This is a genomic window from Hymenobacter montanus, assembly GCF_014699115.1.
Taxonomy (GTDB): Bacteria; Bacteroidota; Bacteroidia; order Cytophagales; family Hymenobacteraceae; genus Hymenobacter; species Hymenobacter montanus.
In genome coordinates this window covers 43636-64097 of record NZ_JACXAD010000007.1, presented here as the reverse complement: position 1 = coordinate 64097, position 20462 = coordinate 43636, and the positions used below count along the sequence as shown (strand labels likewise).

The following is a 20462-nucleotide window of genomic DNA, read 5'->3' as shown; positions in this document are numbered from 1 at the left end:
CAAAAAGGACGCCATGAAAGCCAAGGAACTGCAGGAACTGCTCGATTTTATTGCAAAGTCGGGGTTGAATAAGGTCAACATTGAAACCGAAGAATTCAAGATCTCGGTGCAGCGCGACCCCAACACCAAGCACGTGGTCAGCGTGGCGCCGCCCGCGGCCCCCGCGGCCGCCCCTGTACCAGTGGCGGCGCCCGCCCCGGCAGCCCCCCCCGCCCCTGCTCCAGCGCCGCCCGCCGAAGCCGCGGGCGGCAGCTACCGCGCCCTGAAGTCTCCGATGATCGGCACTTTCTACCGCAGCAGCGGCCCCGACGCCCCGGCTTTCGTGCAAGTAGGCGACATGGTCGAGAAAGGCCAGGTTATCTGCATAATCGAAGCCATGAAGCTGTTCAACGAAATTGAAGCCGAGGAAAGCGGGCGCATCGTGAAGGCCCTGGTTGACAACGCCACCCCGGTGGAGTACGACCAGCCCTTGTTTTTGATTGAATAACTCAATTGTAGAGATTAGAGCCAAGAACCTAGAGCTTAGACCCTGCAATGGAACAGTAGCCGTCCGCAAGTCTAAGCTCTTGGCTCTAAGTTCTTGGCTCTAATCTCTTCTCTTTCCCCACCCAATGTTCAAGAAAATACTCATCGCCAACCGGGGCGAAATTGCGCTGCGCATCATCCGCACCTGCAAGGAAATGGGCATCAAAACGGTGGCCGTGTACTCTACTGCCGACAAGGAAAGCCTGCACGTGAAGTTTGCCGACGAGGCCGTCTGCATTGGCCCGCCCGCTTCGTCGCAATCGTACCTGAGCATGCCCAACCTGATTGCGGCCTGCGAAATCACCAACGCCGACGCTATTCACCCGGGCTACGGCTTTCTTTCGGAAAACGCGGAGTTCTCGCGCATCTGCGCCGAAAACGGCATTAAGTTCATCGGGGCCTCGCCCGAGATGATTAACCAGATGGGCGATAAGGCCACCGCCAAAGCGACCATGATCAAGGCCGGCGTGCCTTGTATTCCTGGCTCAGTCGGCCTGCTCGATTCGGTGGAAGAGGGCAAAAAAATCGCCAATAAGATTAAGTACCCGGTTATCCTGAAGGCCACGGCGGGCGGGGGCGGACGCGGCATGCGCATCATCCACTCCGACGAAGAGTTTCAGAAAGCCTGGGACGATGCCCGCACCGAATCGAAGGCGGCCTTCGGCAACGACGGCATGTACCTGGAGAAGTTCGTAGTGGAGCCGCGCCACATCGAGGTGCAGATTGTGGGCGACCAGTTCGGCCACGTGGCGCACCTTTCGGAGCGCGACTGCTCCATTCAGCGCCGCCACCAGAAGCTGGTGGAAGAAGCCCCCTCTCCGTTCATGACCGATGCCCTGCGCGAGAAAATGGGCCAGGCCGCCATTGCCGGCGCCGCAGCCATCGGCTACGAAGGCGTGGGCACGATTGAGTTTCTGGTGGATGCCAACCGCGATTTCTACTTCATGGAAATGAACACCCGCATCCAGGTCGAGCATCCGGTGACCGAGGAAATCATCAACTACGACCTCATCAAGGAGCAGATCAAGGTAGCGGCGGGCATTCCGATTTCCGGCAAGAACTACTTCCCCAAGATGCACGCCATGGAGTGCCGCATCAACGCCGAGGACCCGCGCAACGGCTTCCGCCCCGCGCCCGGCCGGATCACCACGCTGCACATTCCCGGCGGCCACGGCGTGCGCGTGGATACGCACGTGTACGCCGGCTACCAGATTCCGCCCAACTACGACTCCATGATTGCCAAGCTCATCACCGTGGCCCAAACCCGCGAGGAGTGCATCGTGAAAATGAAGCGCGCCCTGAGCGAATTCGTGGTCGAAGGCGTGAAAACCACCATCCCTTTTCACCTGGCGCTGATGGACAATGAGCAGTTTCGCGAGGGGAATTTCACGACGGCGTTTTTGGAGCAGTCGTTTGACTTCTCGCAGATTTAACTGCTCTTAACCAAAAATATTCTTTATTCCTATTTTTTATCATGGATAAAGCTCAAATTATTTCCTTTGCCAAGAAAATCTCTGAGAGGTTAGAGAGTGACTCCCGGAGTATAAGCACCAAGCTTATTAAAGAAGTCCAGCAAAATACTTTTAAATGCAAAATTCGTGATAATAAGGATATTACATTTGATTTGAAGTTTTTTGATGCGTCTGGAACGATTGAGAGTCTTGTGCTCAAAAAGTCAGACTCAACCCACATCTCACAGAGGTACATTATTATTCTAAGAAGCTCAGGAACAGAATCATCATTTTCTGCTACAGATCAAGACCAAATAAAAGGTACTGAAAATGCAGATTTATATGAGGCTCTTAAAACGCTTTACAATTCCATCCAACAGGCTAGCAAGAAAAACCTTAGCTCTGATTTAGATAAATTCATAGCTGACTAGTTACCCCGGCGGGGCGTCTCCTATCGGTAGTAATTCATTGCTCCTTCCGTGGTCAAAGCTCCAGCAGGGCGACGCTCGTACCAACGAATGCCGACCTGTTGGGGCTTTGGTTTTTGCTCTATACACCTACTGATAGGTCGCCCCACTTAGGCTACTTGCTTGGTAATAGCTGTTGCTTTACCTTTCATCTATGGCAGTACATAAACTTGTTTTTCCTGATGAGGCTAACTATCTTCTGTTTCTTAAAATAGCTGAAGCAGCAGGGTTCGAAATTTCCGAAGATGGAACGGTTTCCAAGAAACCATCAACTGTTTTGTCGGCGGAAAACAGGCAACATCACCTAAGCGTAATCGCTGCCGGAGGCAGTGGTACAAGCATTCTCGACCCTCTCGCCTGGCAACATGAGCAGCGCGCAGACCGGGACTTACCCTCTCGCTCATGAAGTATATCCGCCTTTCCCAATCTATGTTGGCGTTTGCCGGGCTGACCGCCCTCGCTTCCTGCGCCGAAGAGTGCACCGGCAACATCGAAACCACGGTGCTCTACGCCAAGCCGGGGCCGAAAGGCGTGGGCCGGTTCATCTACGTCGATGTGGTGAACAAGCCGGGCCTGGGCGTCAAAAAGACGCTGCTATACCAGGGCAAGGAGTTCGGCACCTTCCCCCACGTAGTTATCATCAACGACCCGCAGAGTCGGTTTGCGAAGAACCGGACCATCTGCTTCACCAACTACCGCACCAACGCCCCGACCACCGGCGGAGACTTGAGCGAGGAAGGCATTCCCGAAATCACGGTGGAATAACCTCTGAAGCTGCCCCACCCCACACGGAAGAGGCGTTCGGATTCTGGCTACCTTTGCCCCGCCTTAAACTCTGGCTCTATGCACCCGGACGACTCCATTTACCAGCGCCGCTACACGGTCGAAGAATACTTCGCCCTGGAGGAGCAGTCCGACATCCGACACGAGTACTACCAGGGCGAGATTTTTCCGCTCGATGGCTTCGGGCCCGAGGCAATGGCCGGGGCTACGTTCACCCATAACACGCTCAAGCAGAACTGCGTGATGGCCTTGCGCCAAGGTCTGCGCGGCAGCGGTTGCCGGGTATTCGATGAGAATGTACGCCTCACCATCGAGGACTTTTTTACTTACCCCGATGTGCTGGTGACCTGCCACCCCGCCGACCGGGCCGAAACCCGCACCGTCCGCCACCCCGTGCTGATTATTGAAGTACTGTCGGGCAGCACCGAAGGCCGGGACCGAGGCTGGAAATTTCAGCAGTACCAGCGCCTGCTTGAATTACAACAATACGTGCTGGTTTCGCAGAACCGCGTGTTAGTAGAAAGCTTTGTCCGAACGGGCCACGGCACCTGGGAGCTGACGACCCTACGCCAGCCAGACGACGTTTTACTGCTCATTCCATTCCCGTTGCGGCTCCCCTTGACCGCCATTTACGAAGACGTCGACCTGCCGCCACTCCGGCTTGCCGACGCATAAAGCCAACCGTCGAACGCTCCCGCTGCTCCGTGCGCCGGGGGCGTTCGCCTTTCTGGCTACCTTTGCTCCTGCAAATTCCCATCCCACCCTAATTCCCCCAATACCCTCCTATTAAATATGGCACGAGTGGAAATGACGATGCCCAAAATGGGCGAAAGCATCATGGAAGGCACCGTCCTGAAATGGCTCAAGCAAGTCGGCGACACGATTGAGCAGGACGAATCGGTGCTGGAAGTAGCCACCGACAAAGTCGATACCGAAGTGCCAGCCATCCACGCGGGCGTGTTGCGGGAAATTCTGGTGCAGGAAGGCCAGGTCGTGGCCGTGGGCGCCCCCATTGCCGTGGTGGAAACCGATACGGCCGCCGCGCCAGCCGGGGCATCGGCTTCCCCGGCCGCTACTCCCGCCGGCAATGGCCGGGCAGTACCGGATGCGGGCGTGGCCGAGGTACCCTATCTGCCCGAAGCCGGCTCTCCGCAGGACGCCCAGCAAGCCGCCCCGGCCGCAGGTGCCGTGCACCAACCCGGCCGTTTCCTCTCGCCCCTGGTGCTGAGCATTGCCCGGGAAGAAGGCGTGAGCATGACGGACCTGGAATACCTGCCCGGCACGGGCAAGGAAGGCCGCGTCACCAAAAAAGACATCCTCGACTACGTGGCCAATGGCAAGCCGCCGCTGGTACCAACCGCGGCGGCGCCCGTTTCTACCCCGGCCGCCCCCGCTCCGCAGCCGCAAGCCGCGCAGCCCGAAAAACCAGCCGTCAGCAGTCCGCAACCAGTTGCGGTATCCAAGCCGGCGCCCAGCGTGAGCGGCGGCCAGGAGCTGATTGAGATGGACCGCATGCGCAAGATGATTGCGCAACGCATGGTGGACTCGAAGCGCATTTCGCCGCACGTCACCAGCTTCGTAGAAGCCGACGTGACCGAGCTGGTGAACTGGCGCAACAAGCACAAAGACGCTTACAAAAAGCGCGAAGGCGAAAACCTGACCTTCACCACCATCTTCATTCAGGCCGTGGCCCGGGCCATCCAGGACTTCCCGCTGATTAACGTCTCGATTGACGGCGACTACATCATCAAGAAGCGCGACATCAACATTGGCGTGGCCGTGGCCTTACCCAGTGGCAACCTCATTGTGCCGGTTATCCACAACGCCGACCAGCTTAACCTGAATGGCTTGAGCAAGCGCGTCAATGACTTAGCCAACCGGGCCCGGCAGAACAAGCTCAAGCCCGAGGACCTAGAAGGTGGCACTTACACGCTCAGCAACGTGGGCTCGTTTGGCAACGTGATGGGAACACCCATCATCATGCAGCCGCAGGTGGCCATTATGGCCGTGGGCGCCATCAAGAAGAAGCCGGCCGTGATCGAAACCCCGCAGGGTGACCTCATTGGCGTGCGCCACTTCATGTTCCTCTCCCACAGCTACGACCACCGCGTAGTCGACGGCTCGCTCGGCGGCATGTTCGTTCGCAAAGTGGCCGACTACCTGGAGCAATTCGACCCGAACACCACCGTTTAGCGCAAAGGTCCGCGAAGTGAACAAGGAAGTCTCGCGAAGTTGATGTTCGAACATCAACTTCGCGAGACTTCCTTGTTCACTTCGCGAAACCTTGCGCTCCAAACTGCCTTAGTTAACCCATGAAAAACCTGATCTTCCTCGGAGCGCTGGTGTTGGCCCTGGGCCTCATCGGCTACTTATACCAGCAGCTTACTGCCACCCAAAAGGCCCTGGAATTCGCTGAAAAACGCTTCACGGACTGTGAGAAAGTCACTTTCCAGCTCCAGAACCAGCTAGCTCCGCTGCAGAAGAAGCAGCCGGGCGGCGTACCGCAGTAACCCCGGCTTGGCGCCGGGGGCCTCACCCCCAGCCCCGGTTCGTTTCATGCGCGAAGCCGCGGGAGAGGGGAGCCAGACGGCAGAGATATGGACCAACAAGATCTAAAAGCCAAAGAGCCGCTCCCTGATATAGAAAGCGGCTCTTTGGCTTTTTAGAGTACCCGGCTACAATGCTTTAATAGCCTGCTCCAGCGCGGCAATGCGGGCTTCGGCATCGGCTAGCTTTTGCCGCTCGCGCTCCAGCACGTCGGGCTTGGCATTTTGCGCAAACTTCTCGTTTCCAAGTTTTTTCTGCACCGATTCGCGGAAGCCCTGAGCGTATTCCAGCTCTTTTTCCAGGCGGACGCGCTCGGCGGCCAGGTCGATGTGGCCTTCGAGTGGAATAAAAAACTCGCTGCCGCCCAATACGAAGCTGACGGATGCGGCGGTGCCGGCCTCGGCAAAGGTCAATTCCGAAATGCCGCCCAGCTTGCGGATAATGCCCTCGTAGCGGGCCAGCAGCGCGGGATCCTCGGTTTTGGCGACCAAAGCCAGCGGCTTGTTAGGGCCGATATTTTTCTGGTTGCGCACGGTCCGGATGCCGGCCACCACGGCCAGCACGCGGTCCATATCGGCCAGCAGGCGGGTGGCGTCGGGGGGAGCAGTGGCTTGGGGCCAGGGCGCTACGCACACGTAGTCGCGCTCGGCGCGCTCGGCCAGCTCGTGCCACAGCTCTTCGGTGATGAAGGGCATGAACGGGTGCAGCAGCTTGAGCAGGGTTTCGAGGTAGGCGGTGGTGTGGCGCAGGGTTTCGGCGTCGATGGGGTGCTGGTAGGCGGGCTTCACCATTTCCAGGTACAAGGCGCAGAAGTCGTCCCACACCAGCTTATATACCGTCATCAAGGCGTCGCTCATCCGAAACTTCTCGAAATGGTCGTCGAGCTCCGCGATGGCCGCTTGCAGCCGGGCGTTGAACCAGGCCACGGGCTTTTCATTCGCAAAAGGCAAGGCGGCGTCCACCTCCCAGCCTTTCACCAGGCGGAAGGCATTCCAGAGTTTGTTGGAGAAGTTGCGGCCCTGCTCCACCAGTTTGACGTCAAAGAGCAAATCGTTGCCGGCGGGGGCCGAAAACAGCATGCCCGTCCGCACGCCATCGGCGCCGTACTGGGCGATGAGATCCAGGGGGTCAGGCGAGTTACCCAGCTGCTTACTCATCTTGCGGCCCAGCGAATCGCGCACGATGCCGGTGAGGTAAACCTCTTTGAACGGCACTTCGCGGCGGTACTCCAAACCAGCCATGATCATGCGGGCCACCCAAAAAAACAGAATGTCCGGGCCCGTCACCAGGTCGTTGGTGGGGTAGAAATAGTTGATGTCCGCGTTGTCGGGGTCCTTGAAGCCATCGAATACCGAAATCGGCCACAGCCACGACGAAAACCACGTATCGAGCACGTCCTCGTCCTGGCGCAGGTCGCTGAGCTGCAGGTTGGGGTTAGCGCTTTGGACGCGGGCCTCCGCCAGGGCTGCCTCGGCGGTGAGGGCTACCACGAAGCTACCGTCGGGCAGGTAGTAGGCCGGTATTTGCTGGCCCCACCAGAGCTGGCGCGAAATACACCAGTCGCGCACGTTTTCCATCCAGGCCCGGTACATGTTCTTGAACTTGGGCGGGTGCAAGCGAACCGTGTCGTTTTCGACCACTTCGAGGGCGGGCCGGGCGAGGTGCTCCATTTTCAGGAACCACTGTAGGCTCAGCTTGGGCTCGATCACGGCTTTGGTGCGCTCCGAGGTCTGGACGATGCTGGCGTACTCCTCAACCTTCTCGAGCAAGCCGGCCTCCTGCAAGTCTTTGGCAATCTGCTTGCGCGCGGCAAACCGGTCCTGGCCCACGTAGAGCACGGCTTTTTCGTTGAGCGTGCCGTCGTCGGCCAGGATGTCGATAACGGGCAGGTTGTGCTTGACGCCCAGCTCGTAGTCGTTCAGGTCGTGGGCGGGCGTCACCTTCAGGGCACCCGTCCCAAAATCGGTGGATACGTACTCGTCGAAAATCACCGGAATTTCTCGCCCCAGCAACGGGATGCGCACGGTGGCCCCCGCCAGGTGAGCGTAGCGCGGGTCGTTCGGGTTCACGGCCACGGCCACGTCGGCCATAATCGTTTCGGGCCGCGAGGTTGCCACTGTTAAGAACTTAGAACCTAGAGCTGAGAGCTTAGACCCTTGATTTAATTCGTCTACAGCTCCAAGCTCTGAGTTCTCGGCTCTGGGCTCTAAGTTCTGAGTTCTAAATTCTGAGTTCTCAGCTCCCGGCGCTACAATCTCATACCGCAGATAGTACATTTTGGCCTGCACATCCTTGGCAATTACCTCCTCATCCGAGATGGCGGTGCGGCTTTCCGGGTCCCAGTTTACCATGCGTACGCCGCGGTAAATCAGGCCCTTCTTGTACAAGTCGACGAATACCCGCAATACGGCTTCGGTGAGGTCAGGCTCCATGGTGAAGCGCGTCCGGTCCCAGTCGCAGGATGCGCCGAGCTGCTTGAGCTGGTCGAGGATGATGCCGCCGTACTTCTCCTTCCACTCGAAGGCGTGGGTGAGAAACTGCTCGCGGGTAAGGTCGCGCTTTTCAATGCCCTGCTCCTTGAGCAGGGCCACCACTTTGGCCTCGGTAGCGATGCTGGCGTGGTCGGTGCCAGGCACCCAGCAGGCTTCCTTGCCCTGCATGCGGGCGCGGCGCACCAGCACGTCCTGAATGGTATTGTTCAGCATGTGCCCCATATGGAGCACGCCCGTCACGTTCGGGGGCGGAATAACGACCGTGTAAGGCGTCTTTTTGGGATTGGCGGAGGCTTTGAAAAAGCCTTGTTCCTGCCAACGCTGGTACCATTTGGCTTCAACGTCGGTGGGCGAATAGGTGGTGGCGAGAGACATAGAAAAGGTAACAAGAAGCGGAAAGGGCAAAAATAGGCATTAGAAGCCGGGGCCGAGAAAATGATCCGTCGCGCTTTAGGATCACGAAGTAGCCGCCCGCTATTGTCAGCAGGCGTAAGGCAAATGTTGCTCGCCGAGCTACGATCCGGGAAAAGTGCTCCGGGCTTTTTTACTTAGAAGAGGGAGCGGCTGGAAAGCAAAAAGGCCGCTTCTGCTGGAGAAGCGGCCTTTTTCGATGAAAGTCGAAAGCCTAGGCGGCAATGTGCAGCCACTCCTTCTTCTCGAGCAGTCGCTCGCGGGTTTCGCGGTAGTCGGGGTCGTCCACGCAGCAGTCGACGGGACAGACGGCGGCGCACTGCGGCTCTTCGTGGAAGCCCACGCACTCCGTGCACTTGTCCGATACGATATAGTAGTACTCGTCCGACACGGGGGCCTGGGGGGCGGTGCCGCTTACCACGGTGCCGTCGGCGACCTTTACCTCTTTCAGGGTGGTGCCATCGGCCCAGCGCCACTGGGCGCCGCCTTCGTAGATGGCGTTGTTGGGGCATTCCGGCTCGCAGGCACCGCAGTTGATGCACTCGTCGGTTATCATGATGGCCATGGGGCGTCGGGGGTCAGGGGTTAAAGGGAAACCAAAGTGTAACGGGACAGCTTTACGTAAAATGCCGGTCCCGCGCCGTTCTTTGGGGGTACAAAATTAACCAACAGCGGCCGGGTTTACATGGTTTTACTCGATTTCGCCCCGTATTTGTCCGCCGTGGCCCGTCTGTGAGGGCCCGGCGTCTTCCTTACTCATGAATCACTCCGAACGTTTAGCTGCTTTCGTCGCCCTCGGGCAGCGCCTGACTACCATTTCCCCCGACGAGCTTACCCGCCTGGCGGCCCGGGCCCGCAGCCAGAACGGCTGGTTCGACGAGCCCAACGTGCAGGCCGCCGTAACCGGCATCGCGCACCTGCTGGCCGAAGAGCCGCTGCGCCACTGGGCCGCCCGTTACCCTCCCGAACCCACCACCGTGCGCCAGGTTGGCGTGGTCATGGCCGGCAACATTCCCCTGGTGGGTTTCCACGACTTGCTGTGCGTGCTGCTGAGCGGGCATAAGCTGCTGGCCAAGCTCAGTGCCGACGACACCGTGTCGATGACCTGGGTGATCGAAGAGCTCACCCGCCTGGAGCCGCGCTTCGCCGATTTCATTCAGGTGCTGCCCCGGTTGAACGCGGCTGACGCCTTCATTGCCACGGGCTCGGACAACACGGCCCGCTACTTCGAATTCTACTTCGGCAAGAAGCCGCACCTCATCCGGCGCAATCGCACCAGCGTGGCCGTGCTCACGGGCCAGGAAACCCCGGGCGAGCTGGCCCGGCTGGGCCCGGATATCTTCCAGTACTACGGCTTGGGCTGCCGTAACGTGAGCAAGCTGTTCGTGCCCACGGGCTACGACTTCGTGCCTTTGCTCGACGCCCTGCAAACCTGCGAGGGGGTGCTCAACCATCACAAATACAATAACAACTACGATTACAACAAGAGCATCTTGTTGGTCAACGGCGAGCCCCACTTCGACAATGGCTTCTTGCTTGTTCGGCCCAGCACTGCCCTGGTATCCCCTATCTCGATGGTGTTTTATGCCGAGTACGCCAGCGAAATCGAGCTCGTCGACCAGCTCACGGACATTGCCGCGCAAACGCAGTGCGTGGTTTCGGCCGGGGGTCGCTTTGCGGGCAGCCAGCCCTTTGGCCGGGCGCAGTCGCCGGCCGTCGACGAATACGCCGACCGGGTAGACACCATGGCCTTTTTAGCGCAGCTACCCTAATCAGCTTTCATTGAAAAATCCGATTAAAGTGATTACCTTAACGCCTGAAACAGTAACCAACTGAGTTCTTTATTATTTTTCAGGCTCTTTATTTAATCACACTTCCCCATGTACTTCTCGCATCCCACCACAACTGTCGAAATTATTGAAAAAGAGGAGCTCGCCAGCATGCACTTCGCTGCCGGCGACGTGCTGACCGACCAAGCGGCCCGGCAGCGGCGGCGCGTCGACGCCGACCGCGCCACAACGCTCGGCAATGCCTACCACGGCAAGCTCGAAATCTATTTCCAGACCGCCGATGGTGCCGCCAAGCGCGTAGCCACCACGGTGTGGGCGGCCGATGGCGACCACCTCACACTTAAGTCGGGGCTCGCGCTGCCCCTGCGCGCCGTGCTCGGCTTCGATTTCTACTAAAGCGCCGGGCTTAGAGGCGTTGCAGGGTGCGCTCAATCAGGGCGTCGACCACGGCGGGGGCATTTTCGGCGAATTCCCCGGTAGCCCGGTTGGCGACGATGGCATTCAGCGAGAGCACCTCGTGGCCCAACAGGCGGCCCAGGGCGTAGTAGCCGGCGGTTTCCATCTCAAAATTACTGAGTCGAAACACACCCTCCGCGCTCTGGTGCCGGAAGTTCTGAAGACGGGAGATGTAGTCGGGCTGGCGCAGGTCGAGGCGCAGACGGCGGCCCTGCGGCCCATAAAAGCCGGGGCAGGTGAGCGTGTTGCCCATCACCATGCCCACTCCCAGCTGCTCCCGTAACAGGTCGGAGCCCCGCACCACGTAGGGCGCGTACGGCAGCCCGAGGGTTTGCTGCAGCTCGGTGGCGATTTCGGTTTCGAGGCCAGTTTCCACCAGTGGGTAAAACTGCATGAGGCTGTCGAGGCCCACCGCGTGCTCAGTGGCCAGCATCGCCCCGATGGGCACGTCGGCCTGCAGGCTGCCGCTGGTGCCGAGCCGAATAATGCGCAAGCTGATGCGCTCCTCCGCCGGGCGCACGGTGCGGGCCATGAAGTCGATATTCACCAGCGCGTCCAGCTCGTTCATCACGATGTCGATGTTGTCGGTGCCCATGCCGGTGCTCAGCACCGTGAGGCGCTTGCCGTGGTAGTAGCCCACGTGCGTCACGAACTCGCGGTGCGCCGTTTCAAACTCCACCGAGTCGAAGTGCCGGCTCACCTGCTCGACTCGGGCGGGGTCGCCCACGGTGAGAATGGTGTCGGAAATGTGGTCGGGCAGCAAGTTGAGGTGATAGATGCTGCCGGTAGGATTCAGAATAAGCTCGGAGGAAGGAATCATGGAGTTAATTAAAAATTAAAAAGGAGGAATTAAAAATACAAGTCTTAGAACTGAAGCGTATTATCGCTGATTTTTAATTCATCCTTTTTAATTTGATGATTATCTAATTTCAAGATGATTACAGGTTTTATTTTTCACCAAAGCATAATTTTTCAGCATTTCTCAAATATCTATCTCACTGAATCTAGCGTAAGATATTTCCCCAAAGGTGCCGCTTAATCATCGCTTAAATACCTTGATTTAGGTCACTACCAAATTAAAAATAGAGAATCAAAATTAACGAGTACTGCTGCCAATTCTTCATTCTTCATTCTTCATTTTTAATTCCCACCTTGGCGTACGAAGTCAGGCCTTGGGCGGGGTTGTAGTGGTTACTGAGTTTAGGATACGCGCCGGTGCCGTCGTAGGGCCGCTTGTCGGGGTGGGCGGCGCAGACTTCGGAGCAGGCGCCTTGCAGCTGTTCGCCGCAGGCTTCGCACAGGGGCAAGTGGGCGTTGCAGTGCGGGTTGGCGCAGTTCACGAGGCGGTTGCTGGGCTCCTGGCAGTGCTGGCAGCGCGAAATCACGGATGGGTTCACGCGGTTCACGTCCACGGCCACGCGGTTGTCGAACACGTAGCACTGGCCCTCAAAGTCTTCGCCACCGGCCTCAATGCCGTACTTAATGATGCCGCCGTGCAGCTGGTACACGTTTTCGAACCCTTGCTCGAGCAGGTAGGCACTGGCCTTTTCGCACTTCACTCCGCCGGTGCAGTAAGTCAGGATCTTCTTGTCCTTGAACTCCTTGAGCCGCTCCACCCGCGCGGGGAAGTCGCGGAAGTTTTCCAGGTCCAGCGTCACGGCATTTTTGAAGCGGCCGAGGTTGTACTCGTAGTCCGAGCGCACGTCGACCACCACTACATCGTCGCGGTCCTTCAGCGCCTTGAACTCCTGGGGCGACAGGTGCTGGCCGGTTTTCTCGTGGGGCCGCACGTGATGCAGGCTGCTGTGCACGATTTCGGGCTTCACACGCACGTGCAGCTTCTGAAACACGTGGGCCGCTACGTCGTCAACCTTGAACTCGAGGGTTGCGAAGCGCGGGTCGGCTTTCACGGTTGCCATGTAGCGGGCGCAGCTCTCCACCGTGCCCGATACCGTGCCGTTCAGCCCTTCCGCCGCCACGATGATACGCCCGCGCAAGTCCAGCGCCAGGCAGAGCCGGTGGTGCTCTTCCCGAAACTGCTCCGGGTTTTCGAGGGGCGTATAGCAGTAATAAAGAAGAACCTGGTACATTTTCAATTAAAAATTAGGAATTAAAAATTAAAAATTAAATGGGCTGACATAGGAAGCTTTGCTTCTTTTGACGAACGAGTTTTTTAATTCTTAATTTTTAACTTTTAATTAAACTTTAACGGCTGGATTGCCAAACACGGTTTGTCCGTTCGGGACGTTGGCCACCACCACGGAGCCCGCGCCGACCCGGGCCTTGTCGCCTATTTTGACGCCGGCCACCACTACTGCGCCCGCCCCGACGAAGGCCAGCTCGCCCACCTGCGCATCGGCCCCGAGCTGGGCCCCGCTGCCTAGTTGGGCAAAGCTGCCCACCTTGGCCCGGGCTTCCACCACAGCATTGGCCCCCACCAGGCAGCCGTCGCCCAGGGTGGCGGTGGCGGCTACCACGGCGTTGGGGCCAATGTAGTTGCCGTGGCCCAGCGTCGCGTGCCCCGACACACTGGCCCGCTGATGAATGGCGTTCACGGGCACGGCTTCGTACTCTGTCCGCAGCATCTCGGTGAGGCTACGGCGGCTGGCGGTATCTTCGGTGGCAACGAATACTTCGCACTTTTTGCCGAGCAGCTTCAGCAGCTCGCCGTCGTCGGTGTTGCCCATTACGGGCACGTCGAGCAGCTCGGTGCCTTGCAGCTTTTGGTCGTCGTCGAGCAGGCAGTATACCACGACGTCATTTGAAAGAAACGCATCGAGGGCTGCCGTGCCAACGGTTTGGGCACCAAGAATAATGACGGGATTTTCCATAAGAAAGAAGTAGTCGGTTGGGCGCTCCCGCCCGGAAAGAGTGGTTCCGGCGGCGGGTAAAGGAATCGCAAAGTTACGCCACCGGCCGGGCAAGGTTTTTAAGCCGCCGCGAATCAGCGCTGCGGCCCGCCGCCCAGCCTCAGGCGGCGCAGCAGCCCCGCGGCGTAATCGTTCTGCAGCACCAACAGCAGGAAAAACGGCAGCAGCTCGCTCCGGTAGCGGTTCAGCGAGCCCAGGTTGGGAGTAGTCACCCCCATGAGAATGGCCAGGATCAAACAAAATATGCTGAGGCCAAATCCCAGTTCGAACGGCAGCCCTCCCGCCCGACCCCGCACCACTGCCACCACGGCCAGGGTCAGCAGCCCCAGCAGGGCCAGGTTTTCCAGGCCGGCGGCCACGTAGAAAGGCAGCCTCGACTCCCCCACCCACGGCCGGGTGAGGGTGTTCACGACGGCTGCCGGGGCGTGCGCCGCAATGCTGGCCAGAGTAGGCCGCAGGTCGGGGTATTCAAGGCGGGGCCTTCCCGGAGGAGTCGGCGACTCAACGTAAACCCGGATGACCTGATAGGTGAACTTATTGATGCTAAACGCAACGCTCACCTGGGATGCCAGCCATACTCCGCTACCAAGTAACAAGATCGGTACCAGCGCCTGAGCCCACCGTTGGCGCACCAGGCCGCGGTGCTTCAGCACTCGTACCAAGGCCACCCCAGCAAGGATGCCAAGTAACGGCGCCGCGAAGAAATAGCGCATCTGAAAGTGCAGTACCGCCAGTGCAACCGTGCCCAGCCACCAGCCAATTCGGTACGGCGCCCTGCCCGGTTCTCCGTAAAGGTAGCCCAGCACCCGGGCCGTGAGCCACGCTCCGCTGCCCAGCAAAACCGCTTCCTTGCTGATGCCCGCAGCCCAGAACCAGACCGACGGCCACAGTAAAAAAGCCACCGTCGCGGCTCCGGCCGGCGTGCTCGGGAACACCAGGGGCAGCTTACGCACCAAATGCCAGCACCCGACAAAAGCAAAGATGCTCAGATAAAGGCCATTAAGCCAACTGCAACGCAGTGAGCCCAGGTTGAGCAAAGCCAGCAGCTTGATCAAAAACCAAGTATTGGACAGGTTATGGAAAATAGCCTCGTAATCGTTGCCCTGGAGCTTGATTCGGAAGACGTTTGAAGCCCCGAACAGTACCTGCCAAGCCGTGTCTGGCCTCGTCCAAAGCTTGGTCGTGACTAGCTGGCCGACCGTACTCATAAACTTGGCATCTTCCTTCGGCTCCCAGCTACGGGCTACTCCTACCAGCACCCGCAGCCCCAAGCCCAGGCCCAGAGTGTAGCGCCACCACCCGGGCCCTACCAGGAGCCACTGCCGCCGTACCCAGGGCAGTAGCACCGCCAACAGCGCGGCGTTGAGTACAATAGCCAGAAAAACCCTCATGAGGTAGGGGGAGCCTGCTGCACCAACCGGCTACCAATGGCGCAGTGCAGGCACCGACGCGGGGCACAGTAGCCGGTATGTAGCGCGAGCAGCCCCTGCGATTCGGCGGCAGTACGATGGGCAAAGCCCAGCGTTTGGTAGCGGTCAGTGTATTGATTGTGTTCGGCCGGCAACCCACCGAGCAGCCCCACGCTGCTTTCGACCAGCGCGGGCTGATCCAGGTGGTGCGCGTACGCCACGCGCAGGGGCACTACCACGTTGGTAATCAGCAGGTCGATGCTGCCCTGGCCCAACGCCGGTACTTTGCCCGGCCGGCCGGGCCGGAAGTGCATGCGCCAGTAAGCCGGCCCGGGCGCCCGGAAAAACTCGCGGAGCGCGGCCACGCTTTGCGCTGTCAGCAGCGCATCGAACAGGGCCGGCCGGGCGTGCAGCAACCCCACGAGTTGGCCCAGGCGCACGGGCGGGAAGTTAGCGGGCCGCAGGCGCAGGTAGTTCCATTCGTGCGCCAGCAAAGCCGAGGCCCCCAGCTGGTATTTATGCCGCAGAAACTCGTACTCCTGCTTCAAATCCTGAATGTAGTCATCACCGACGGTCTCCTCATTATCGGCCAGGAAGCCGGCTTGCCCAAAGAGCAGTGCTTCGACCTGGCGCTGGTTGTGGCGGTGGCGGCGCAGCACGGCCAGGGGCACGGCTTTGGCAAGGCGGGCCAGGGGCTCGCTATTTTTTTGAAAGCCGAAGGCGGCCATTAAGGCGTGGTAGGCGGTGGCCTCCCAATCCTGGCCCAGGTGCTGGTGCAGGGCCATGAGGGTGTCGGCTTTGCGCCCTACCCGCTCCAGCAGTGCTCGTTCGACCATCATCGTTTTCGTGATTTCGGGCACCAGACTCAGCAACGGGGCGCAGGGCAGCGGGGCCGTTGGGGGCGCCTCCATGAGGGCCCGGTAGCGAGCCAGCAACTCGGGGCTGAGGCGGGGCTGCAGGGCTAGGGCCGGGATGAGGCTGCCGTTGGTGCGGGCCACGTCGGCATCGTGGCTGCCCACCACGTGCAGAATCACCTGGTCGTATTTGGGGTCGGTCTGGTGGCTGTGCCGTACCCAGTCGGAAGCGCGCAGGTGAATTTCTACCGCTCCGTTCCACTCCACCTCGCCCAGGCGCAGGCGGGCATTCAGGAAGTCGGGGCCCGCATCGGCGTTGCGGTAGCCAGGGCGCAGCACCTGAATTTCCTCACCGCCGGCCGTGCGCAAGTCAGCCTTGTCAAAATACTGGTGCTGCCAAACGTAGTGGAGGAAATCTTCGCGCATATTTTGGTGCTTGGTGCTTGGTTGTTGGTGCTTGGTTGTTGGTGCTTGGTTTGGCGGTAATGGATTCCGTAAAAGTAAAACGGCCAGCTTCACGAGAAAGCTGGCCGGAAACAAAAACTATAGTACCAAATAACCAAGCACCAAGCACCAATAACTAACAACTAGCGTAAATCTACCACCTTCACGCCCTTGTATTTGGCTTTGTCGAAGGCAAACGTGGCGGCGTTGACGGGCGGATTGGCCTGAAACTTCTTGATGTTGAACGTGTATTGGTTGCCGTTCTTTTTAAACATCTGCCAGCTTTTCACCGACCCATCCTTGCGCACTTTCAGGCGCACTTTGAACACGTCATTCTGGCGATTTTCCGGGGCTAGCTCGATCACGTCAACGGGCTCGCCGCCTTCTTTTGCTTGCTGCACGTAGGTGTACTTATAGCCTTTTTTGTACATCGTATAAATCTGCGAGGGCGACATTTCCTGCGAATCGGGGTCGGAGTCGGAGACGTTAACCTCGTTTTCGTTTTTGAGGTAGGTCCAGGTGGTTTTACCGTCGTTGATAACTTCCTGGCCGCTGATTCTCAAGCGAAACTTCTGGCCACTCACCACAATGTCGCCGTTGATGTTCTGCTTCACCTTTGCGCTGGGGTTTTCCAGCGTTTGCGTGAACGTGGCCTGATAAGCATTCATCGCCTGATACTTGGCGCTCATCTGGTCCAGAATTTTGCCTGCTTTGGGGTCCTGCTGCGCGGCGGCGGGCAAGGCCAGTGAAGCCGTGAGCAGTAGCAGGGAGAAAGATTTTTTCATTTAAAGAGGAGAACTGATAGCGTACCGGACACGCTTGAAAAACCTAATACGGAATTCTGCTAACAAATGGCCGGCCAAACTGCCGGGACCCGGCTGCTAAAGAGAAAATAATACCGCCTCGGCGAGCAAAACGGTGGCGCGACATTTTTGGCGCTGGCCAGCAGAACGGCGGCTCTACTCGCGCCATATTTAACAGGCATAGCACCCTACCCTATTTCATGCTGTTAAGCAGCTGCTCCAGCTGATATTCGTCGGGGATGAGCACGTCGCGGGCCTTGCTGCCTTCAAACGGGCCTACGATGCCGGCGTGCTGGAGCTGGTCGATGAGGCGGCCGGCGCGGTTGTAGCCCAGCTTCAGCTTGCGCTGCAGCAGGCTGGTGCTGCCCTGCTGATGCAGCACAATGCAGCGGGCCGCTTCCTCAAACATGGTGTCGCGTTCCGACGGGTCCATTTCGTCGTTGCCGCTGCCGGCATCGCCGTCGGCTCCGGCCACCTCCGGCAGCATGTAGGCATCGGCGTAGCCCTGCTGCTCCCCGATGAAGTCACAGACGCGGTCTACCTCCGGCGTGTCGATAAAGGCACACTGCACCCGAATCAAGTCGGAGCCAGCCGAGAACAGCATGTCGCCCTGGCCGATAAGCTGGTCGGCCCCCCCGGTGTCGAGGATGGTCCGCGAGTCGATTTTGCTCGTCACCTTAAAGGAAATCCGGCAGGGGAAGTTGGCCTTGATGATACCCGTGATAACGTTTACGCTCGGGCGCTGGGTGGCCACGATCAGGTGGATGCCAATGGCGCGGGCCAGCTGCGCGAGGCGGGCAATGGGGGTTTCCACCTCTTTGCCGGCCGTCATCATAAGGTCGGCCAGCTCGTCGATTACCAGCACGATAAAGGGTAGGAAACGGTGGCCTTTTCGGGGGTTCAGGCGGCGCTCGATGAACTTGTGGTTGTATTCCTTCAGGTTGCGGCAGCCGGCCTCTTTCAGCAGGTCGTAGCGCCGGTCCATCTCCATGCACAGCGAGTTAAGCGTGTTCACCACCTTCTTAGTGTCGGTGATGATGGCCTCGTCGGTGTCGGGTAGCTTGGCCAGGTAATGGTGCTCAATCTTATTGAAGATGCTCAATTCCACCTTTTTAGGATCGACGAGCACAAACTTCAACGTGGCCGGGTGGCGCTTGTAGAGCAGGGAGGCCAGAATCACGTTCAGGCCCACCGACTTGCCCTGGCCCGTGGCGCCGGCCATGAGCAAGTGGGGCATCTTGGCCAGGTCGGCCACGAATACTTCGTTGGTGATGGTGCGGCCAAACGCCACCGGCAGATCCATTTCGCTGCGGGCGAACTTCTCGGAACCCAGCACCGAGCGGATGCTCACCATCTCCTTCTTGGTGTTGGGCACCTCAATGCCGATGGTGCCTTTGCCGGGAATGGGCGCGATGATACGAATCCCCAAAGCCGCCAGGCTCAAGGCGATATCGTCTTCCAGGCTTTTGATTTTGGAAATGCGGACCCCCACCTCAGGCACGATTTCGTACAGCGTAACCGTAGGGCCAATGGTAGCCTTGATGCTGGCAATGCCGATGCCGTAGTGGCCCAGGGTTTCCACGATGCGGTCCTTGTTGGCTTCCAGCTCTTCTTTGGTCACCTGGGCCTTCGCCTGGCCGTAGTCGTTGAGCAGCTCTAGGGTTGGAAACTGAAAGCGGGAAAGCTCCAGCGTGGGGTCGTAGTTGCCAATGGGCATGGCGTCGGGGTCCTCATCCTCGTCGGCCACTGCCGCGATATCGGCGCCGGCGTTGGGGTCCAGGTCGTCGCGGCCGGGCGTAGTGATTTCCAACGAGCGGGGGGCCGGTTGCGAGGGCAGCGAAGGGGGCAGGTCGCCATCGGCCAAATCAGCTAGCGACAGCGGCGTGGGAATGGTCGAGGCCGGCACGCTCGGGGCTACCTCCGGCTCCGCTACCGGCATTTCGATGGAGAACGCCGGCCCGCTAGTGGCCAGCGGTACGGCCGCGGCCGCCGCAACGGGCAAGGCGGCTGCCAATGGGGTTGCCAACGAGGTAGCTACACTGAACTCTACTCCAGCGCCCATGCCAACTCCCGTACGCGGCGCGGGCTCAAACTCCACGGGCGCTGACGCCTCGGCGGGTTCGTCCCCGGCGGGCTCATCGGTGTTCAGCTGCAAGGCTGGAGAAGCTGCTGGGGCATCAGGTCCGGGCCCAGTAGCAGCACTCGCCGCTACCTCCGCCCCGGCGGGCCTGGGATTTGCCGAACCAGCTCCGGCCGTCGGAACCGCGGCTTGCTCGGCAGCCAACTCAGCTTCAATGGCCGCGTCTTCGTCGGCGTCGTCTTCGGTCCCCAGGCGGCGGAAGCTGCTCAGGTTGATGCTGGTGACGTTGAAGAAGAATACCACGAACGAAATCAGCACAAACGCCAGAAACAGCACCGAGCCCCACCCTATGAGGCTGTCGAGCCAGGAGGCGGCCTCGAAGCCCACCCCGCCGCAGAGGAAATCGAGCCGGTGGGCCAGTACCGGGTCGGCACCGGGCGTGGCCAGGGTCACCACCACGTAGCCCAGCAGCACGCTCAGCCACGCCATCGTGAACAGGCCCAGGGCCAGCACGTAGCTAACGGAGCCGGTGGCCGTTCGAAACACAATTTTATAGCCCAGAAAAAACACCATGGGCACGAGGGCAAATGCGGCCACTCCAAACAGCTTGTAAATGAAGAGCTGCGCCGCCCAGGCGCCTAACAGACCCAGCCAGTTACCGGACTCCTGCCCGGCTTCTTTGAGCGGGGTGGCGCCCAGGCCGGCCACTACGCTCTGGTCGGCATGCCCCGTGAACAAGAAGGAAGTGAAGGCAATGGTCAGGTACAGGCTGCCGAGCAGCAGGCCAAATCCAATGAATAAGTGAAAGCGCCGATCGCGCAGCAGCGCCAGTACGCCCCCCACCCCAGGCAAGGGCCGGGGCGGCTTGGTGGCGGCTGGCCGGGGAGTAGCCGCTGCTCCCCGGGCGGCCTTGGGCACGTTGGCGGCCGGGCGAGACTCCGAACGCACGGGCTCGGCCGTGGGGCGAGGCTCGTTACGCCGCGAGGGCCGGGGCTCGGCGGGGCGGTTGGCCGAGGGGCCGGGAGGAGTATTCTTATAACGATTGTCTGCCATTCGACGGAAGCATAAAGGCCAAATTTA

Annotated in this window: 19 protein-coding genes; 10 read left to right on the top strand and 9 right to left on the bottom strand. The window is 59.5% G+C overall.

The features are described 5' to 3' along the window. Positions 1-13: 13 nt before the first annotated feature. From accB to IC235_RS07890, 8 genes are all read left to right on the top strand, one after another. Positions 14-487 carry an acetyl-CoA carboxylase biotin carboxyl carrier protein gene (accB, locus tag IC235_RS07925; RefSeq protein ID WP_191004781.1) on the top strand — a complete coding sequence of 158 codons (474 nt, stop codon included), beginning with the start codon at positions 14-16 and terminating at the stop codon, positions 485-487. 124 nt (positions 488-611) lie between these two features. Beyond that, a complete protein-coding gene (accC, locus tag IC235_RS07920) occupies positions 612-1958 on the top strand; it encodes an acetyl-CoA carboxylase biotin carboxylase subunit (RefSeq protein ID WP_191004637.1) in 1347 nt (448 codons plus the stop codon). 41 nt (positions 1959-1999) lie between these two features. Continuing rightward, the gene (locus IC235_RS07915) at positions 2000-2407 is read left to right on the top strand and encodes a hypothetical protein (protein ID WP_191004636.1); all 408 of its coding nucleotides are present in this window, start codon (positions 2000-2002) and stop codon (positions 2405-2407) included. Positions 2408-2597: 190 nt separating this feature from the next. Beyond that, positions 2598-2849, top strand: a complete 252-nt coding sequence (locus tag IC235_RS07910) for a hypothetical protein (RefSeq protein ID WP_191004635.1) — start codon at positions 2598-2600, stop codon at positions 2847-2849. 23 nt (positions 2850-2872) lie between these two features. Beyond that, entirely contained in the window at positions 2873-3208 is a 336-nt protein-coding gene (locus IC235_RS07905) for a hypothetical protein (protein WP_191004634.1), read from the top strand. A 78-nt stretch (positions 3209-3286) separates the two neighbouring features. After that, positions 3287-3901, top strand: coding sequence for a Uma2 family endonuclease (locus IC235_RS07900; protein ID WP_191004633.1), 615 nt, complete (start codon positions 3287-3289; stop codon positions 3899-3901). A gap of 117 nt (positions 3902-4018) precedes the next feature. Continuing rightward, entirely contained in the window at positions 4019-5419 is a 1401-nt protein-coding gene (locus IC235_RS07895; protein WP_191004632.1) for a dihydrolipoamide acetyltransferase family protein, read from the top strand. Positions 5420-5538: 119 nt separating this feature from the next. Beyond that, complete coding sequence (locus tag IC235_RS07890; RefSeq protein WP_191004631.1) at positions 5539-5736, top strand: hypothetical protein; 198 nt, start codon at positions 5539-5541, stop codon at positions 5734-5736. Positions 5737-5901: 165 nt separating this feature from the next. On the opposite strand, the gene IC235_RS07885 is transcribed toward IC235_RS07890, so the two are convergent. Both IC235_RS07885 and IC235_RS07880 read right to left on the bottom strand, forming a co-directional pair. Then, positions 5902-8640: a valine--tRNA ligase gene (locus IC235_RS07885; protein WP_191004630.1), complete on the bottom strand. Its 2739-nt coding sequence runs from the start codon at positions 8638-8640 to the stop codon at positions 5902-5904. A gap of 250 nt (positions 8641-8890) precedes the next feature. Continuing rightward, positions 8891-9241, bottom strand: a complete 351-nt coding sequence (locus tag IC235_RS07880; RefSeq protein ID WP_191004629.1) for a 4Fe-4S dicluster domain-containing protein — start codon at positions 9239-9241, stop codon at positions 8891-8893. 193 nt (positions 9242-9434) lie between these two features. Here IC235_RS07880 and IC235_RS07875 point away from each other — a divergent pair, with 193 nt between their 5' ends. Together IC235_RS07875 and IC235_RS07870 are read left to right on the top strand one after the other, a co-directional pair. Then, a complete protein-coding gene (locus IC235_RS07875) occupies positions 9435-10448 on the top strand; it encodes an aldehyde dehydrogenase family protein (protein WP_191004628.1) in 1014 nt (337 codons plus the stop codon). 108 nt (positions 10449-10556) lie between these two features. Then, a complete protein-coding gene (locus IC235_RS07870) occupies positions 10557-10862 on the top strand; it encodes a hypothetical protein (RefSeq protein WP_191004627.1) in 306 nt (101 codons plus the stop codon). A gap of 10 nt (positions 10863-10872) precedes the next feature. Here the strand turns inward: IC235_RS07870 and IC235_RS07865 are convergent, their stop codons facing one another. The 7 genes from IC235_RS07865 to IC235_RS07835 form a co-directional block, all read right to left on the bottom strand. Then, positions 10873-11742 carry a nucleoside phosphorylase gene (locus IC235_RS07865; RefSeq protein ID WP_191004626.1) on the bottom strand — a complete coding sequence of 290 codons (870 nt, stop codon included), beginning with the start codon at positions 11740-11742 and terminating at the stop codon, positions 10873-10875. A gap of 307 nt (positions 11743-12049) precedes the next feature. Further along, positions 12050-13012 carry an oxygen-dependent tRNA uridine(34) hydroxylase TrhO gene (gene trhO / locus IC235_RS07860; protein ID WP_191004625.1) on the bottom strand — a complete coding sequence of 321 codons (963 nt, stop codon included), beginning with the start codon at positions 13010-13012 and terminating at the stop codon, positions 12050-12052. A 108-nt stretch (positions 13013-13120) separates the two neighbouring features. Continuing rightward, positions 13121-13753: a NeuD/PglB/VioB family sugar acetyltransferase gene (locus tag IC235_RS07855; protein WP_191004624.1), complete on the bottom strand. Its 633-nt coding sequence runs from the start codon at positions 13751-13753 to the stop codon at positions 13121-13123. 113 nt (positions 13754-13866) lie between these two features. Further along, the gene (locus IC235_RS07850) at positions 13867-15183 is read right to left on the bottom strand and encodes a hypothetical protein (protein WP_191004623.1); all 1317 of its coding nucleotides are present in this window, start codon (positions 15181-15183) and stop codon (positions 13867-13869) included. After that, positions 15180-16481: a DUF2851 family protein gene (locus tag IC235_RS07845; protein ID WP_191004622.1), complete on the bottom strand. Its 1302-nt coding sequence runs from the start codon at positions 16479-16481 to the stop codon at positions 15180-15182. Before IC235_RS07845 ends, IC235_RS07850 begins: the two co-directional genes overlap by 4 nt. Before the next feature lie 161 nt (positions 16482-16642). Next, positions 16643-17284, bottom strand: a complete 642-nt coding sequence (locus IC235_RS07840) for a LolA family protein (RefSeq protein WP_191004621.1) — start codon at positions 17282-17284, stop codon at positions 16643-16645. A 211-nt stretch (positions 17285-17495) separates the two neighbouring features. Further along, a complete protein-coding gene (locus tag IC235_RS07835; RefSeq protein WP_191004620.1) occupies positions 17496-20435 on the bottom strand; it encodes an FtsK/SpoIIIE family DNA translocase in 2940 nt (979 codons plus the stop codon). Positions 20436-20462: the final 27 nt, after the last annotated feature.

Coding starts and splice junctions, on each gene's coding strand:
- IC235_RS07875 (WP_191004628.1), top strand. CDS start 9,435: ATGAATCACTCCGAACGTTTAGCTGCTTTCGTCGCCCTCGGGCAGCGC.
- IC235_RS07855 (WP_191004624.1), bottom strand. CDS start 13,753: ATGGAAAATCCCGTCATTATTCTTGGTGCCCAAACCGTTGGCACGGCA.
- IC235_RS07850 (WP_191004623.1), bottom strand. CDS start 15,183: ATGAGGGTTTTTCTGGCTATTGTACTCAACGCCGCGCTGTTGGCGGTG.
- IC235_RS07895 (WP_191004632.1), top strand. CDS start 4,019: ATGGCACGAGTGGAAATGACGATGCCCAAAATGGGCGAAAGCATCATG.
- accC (WP_191004637.1), top strand. CDS start 612: ATGTTCAAGAAAATACTCATCGCCAACCGGGGCGAAATTGCGCTGCGC.
- IC235_RS07910 (WP_191004635.1), top strand. CDS start 2,598: ATGGCAGTACATAAACTTGTTTTTCCTGATGAGGCTAACTATCTTCTG.
- IC235_RS07890 (WP_191004631.1), top strand. CDS start 5,539: ATGAAAAACCTGATCTTCCTCGGAGCGCTGGTGTTGGCCCTGGGCCTC.
- trhO (WP_191004625.1), bottom strand. CDS start 13,012: ATGTACCAGGTTCTTCTTTATTACTGCTATACGCCCCTCGAAAACCCG.
- accB (WP_191004781.1), top strand. CDS start 14: ATGAAAGCCAAGGAACTGCAGGAACTGCTCGATTTTATTGCAAAGTCG.
- IC235_RS07905 (WP_191004634.1), top strand. CDS start 2,873: ATGTTGGCGTTTGCCGGGCTGACCGCCCTCGCTTCCTGCGCCGAAGAG.
- IC235_RS07900 (WP_191004633.1), top strand. CDS start 3,287: ATGCACCCGGACGACTCCATTTACCAGCGCCGCTACACGGTCGAAGAA.
- IC235_RS07915 (WP_191004636.1), top strand. CDS start 2,000: ATGGATAAAGCTCAAATTATTTCCTTTGCCAAGAAAATCTCTGAGAGG.
- IC235_RS07885 (WP_191004630.1), bottom strand. CDS start 8,640: ATGTCTCTCGCCACCACCTATTCGCCCACCGACGTTGAAGCCAAATGG.
- IC235_RS07880 (WP_191004629.1), bottom strand. CDS start 9,241: ATGGCCATCATGATAACCGACGAGTGCATCAACTGCGGTGCCTGCGAG.
- IC235_RS07840 (WP_191004621.1), bottom strand. CDS start 17,284: ATGAAAAAATCTTTCTCCCTGCTACTGCTCACGGCTTCACTGGCCTTG.
- IC235_RS07835 (WP_191004620.1), bottom strand. CDS start 20,435: ATGGCAGACAATCGTTATAAGAATACTCCTCCCGGCCCCTCGGCCAAC.
- IC235_RS07845 (WP_191004622.1), bottom strand. CDS start 16,481: ATGCGCGAAGATTTCCTCCACTACGTTTGGCAGCACCAGTATTTTGAC.
- IC235_RS07870 (WP_191004627.1), top strand. CDS start 10,557: ATGTACTTCTCGCATCCCACCACAACTGTCGAAATTATTGAAAAAGAG.
- IC235_RS07865 (WP_191004626.1), bottom strand. CDS start 11,742: ATGATTCCTTCCTCCGAGCTTATTCTGAATCCTACCGGCAGCATCTAT.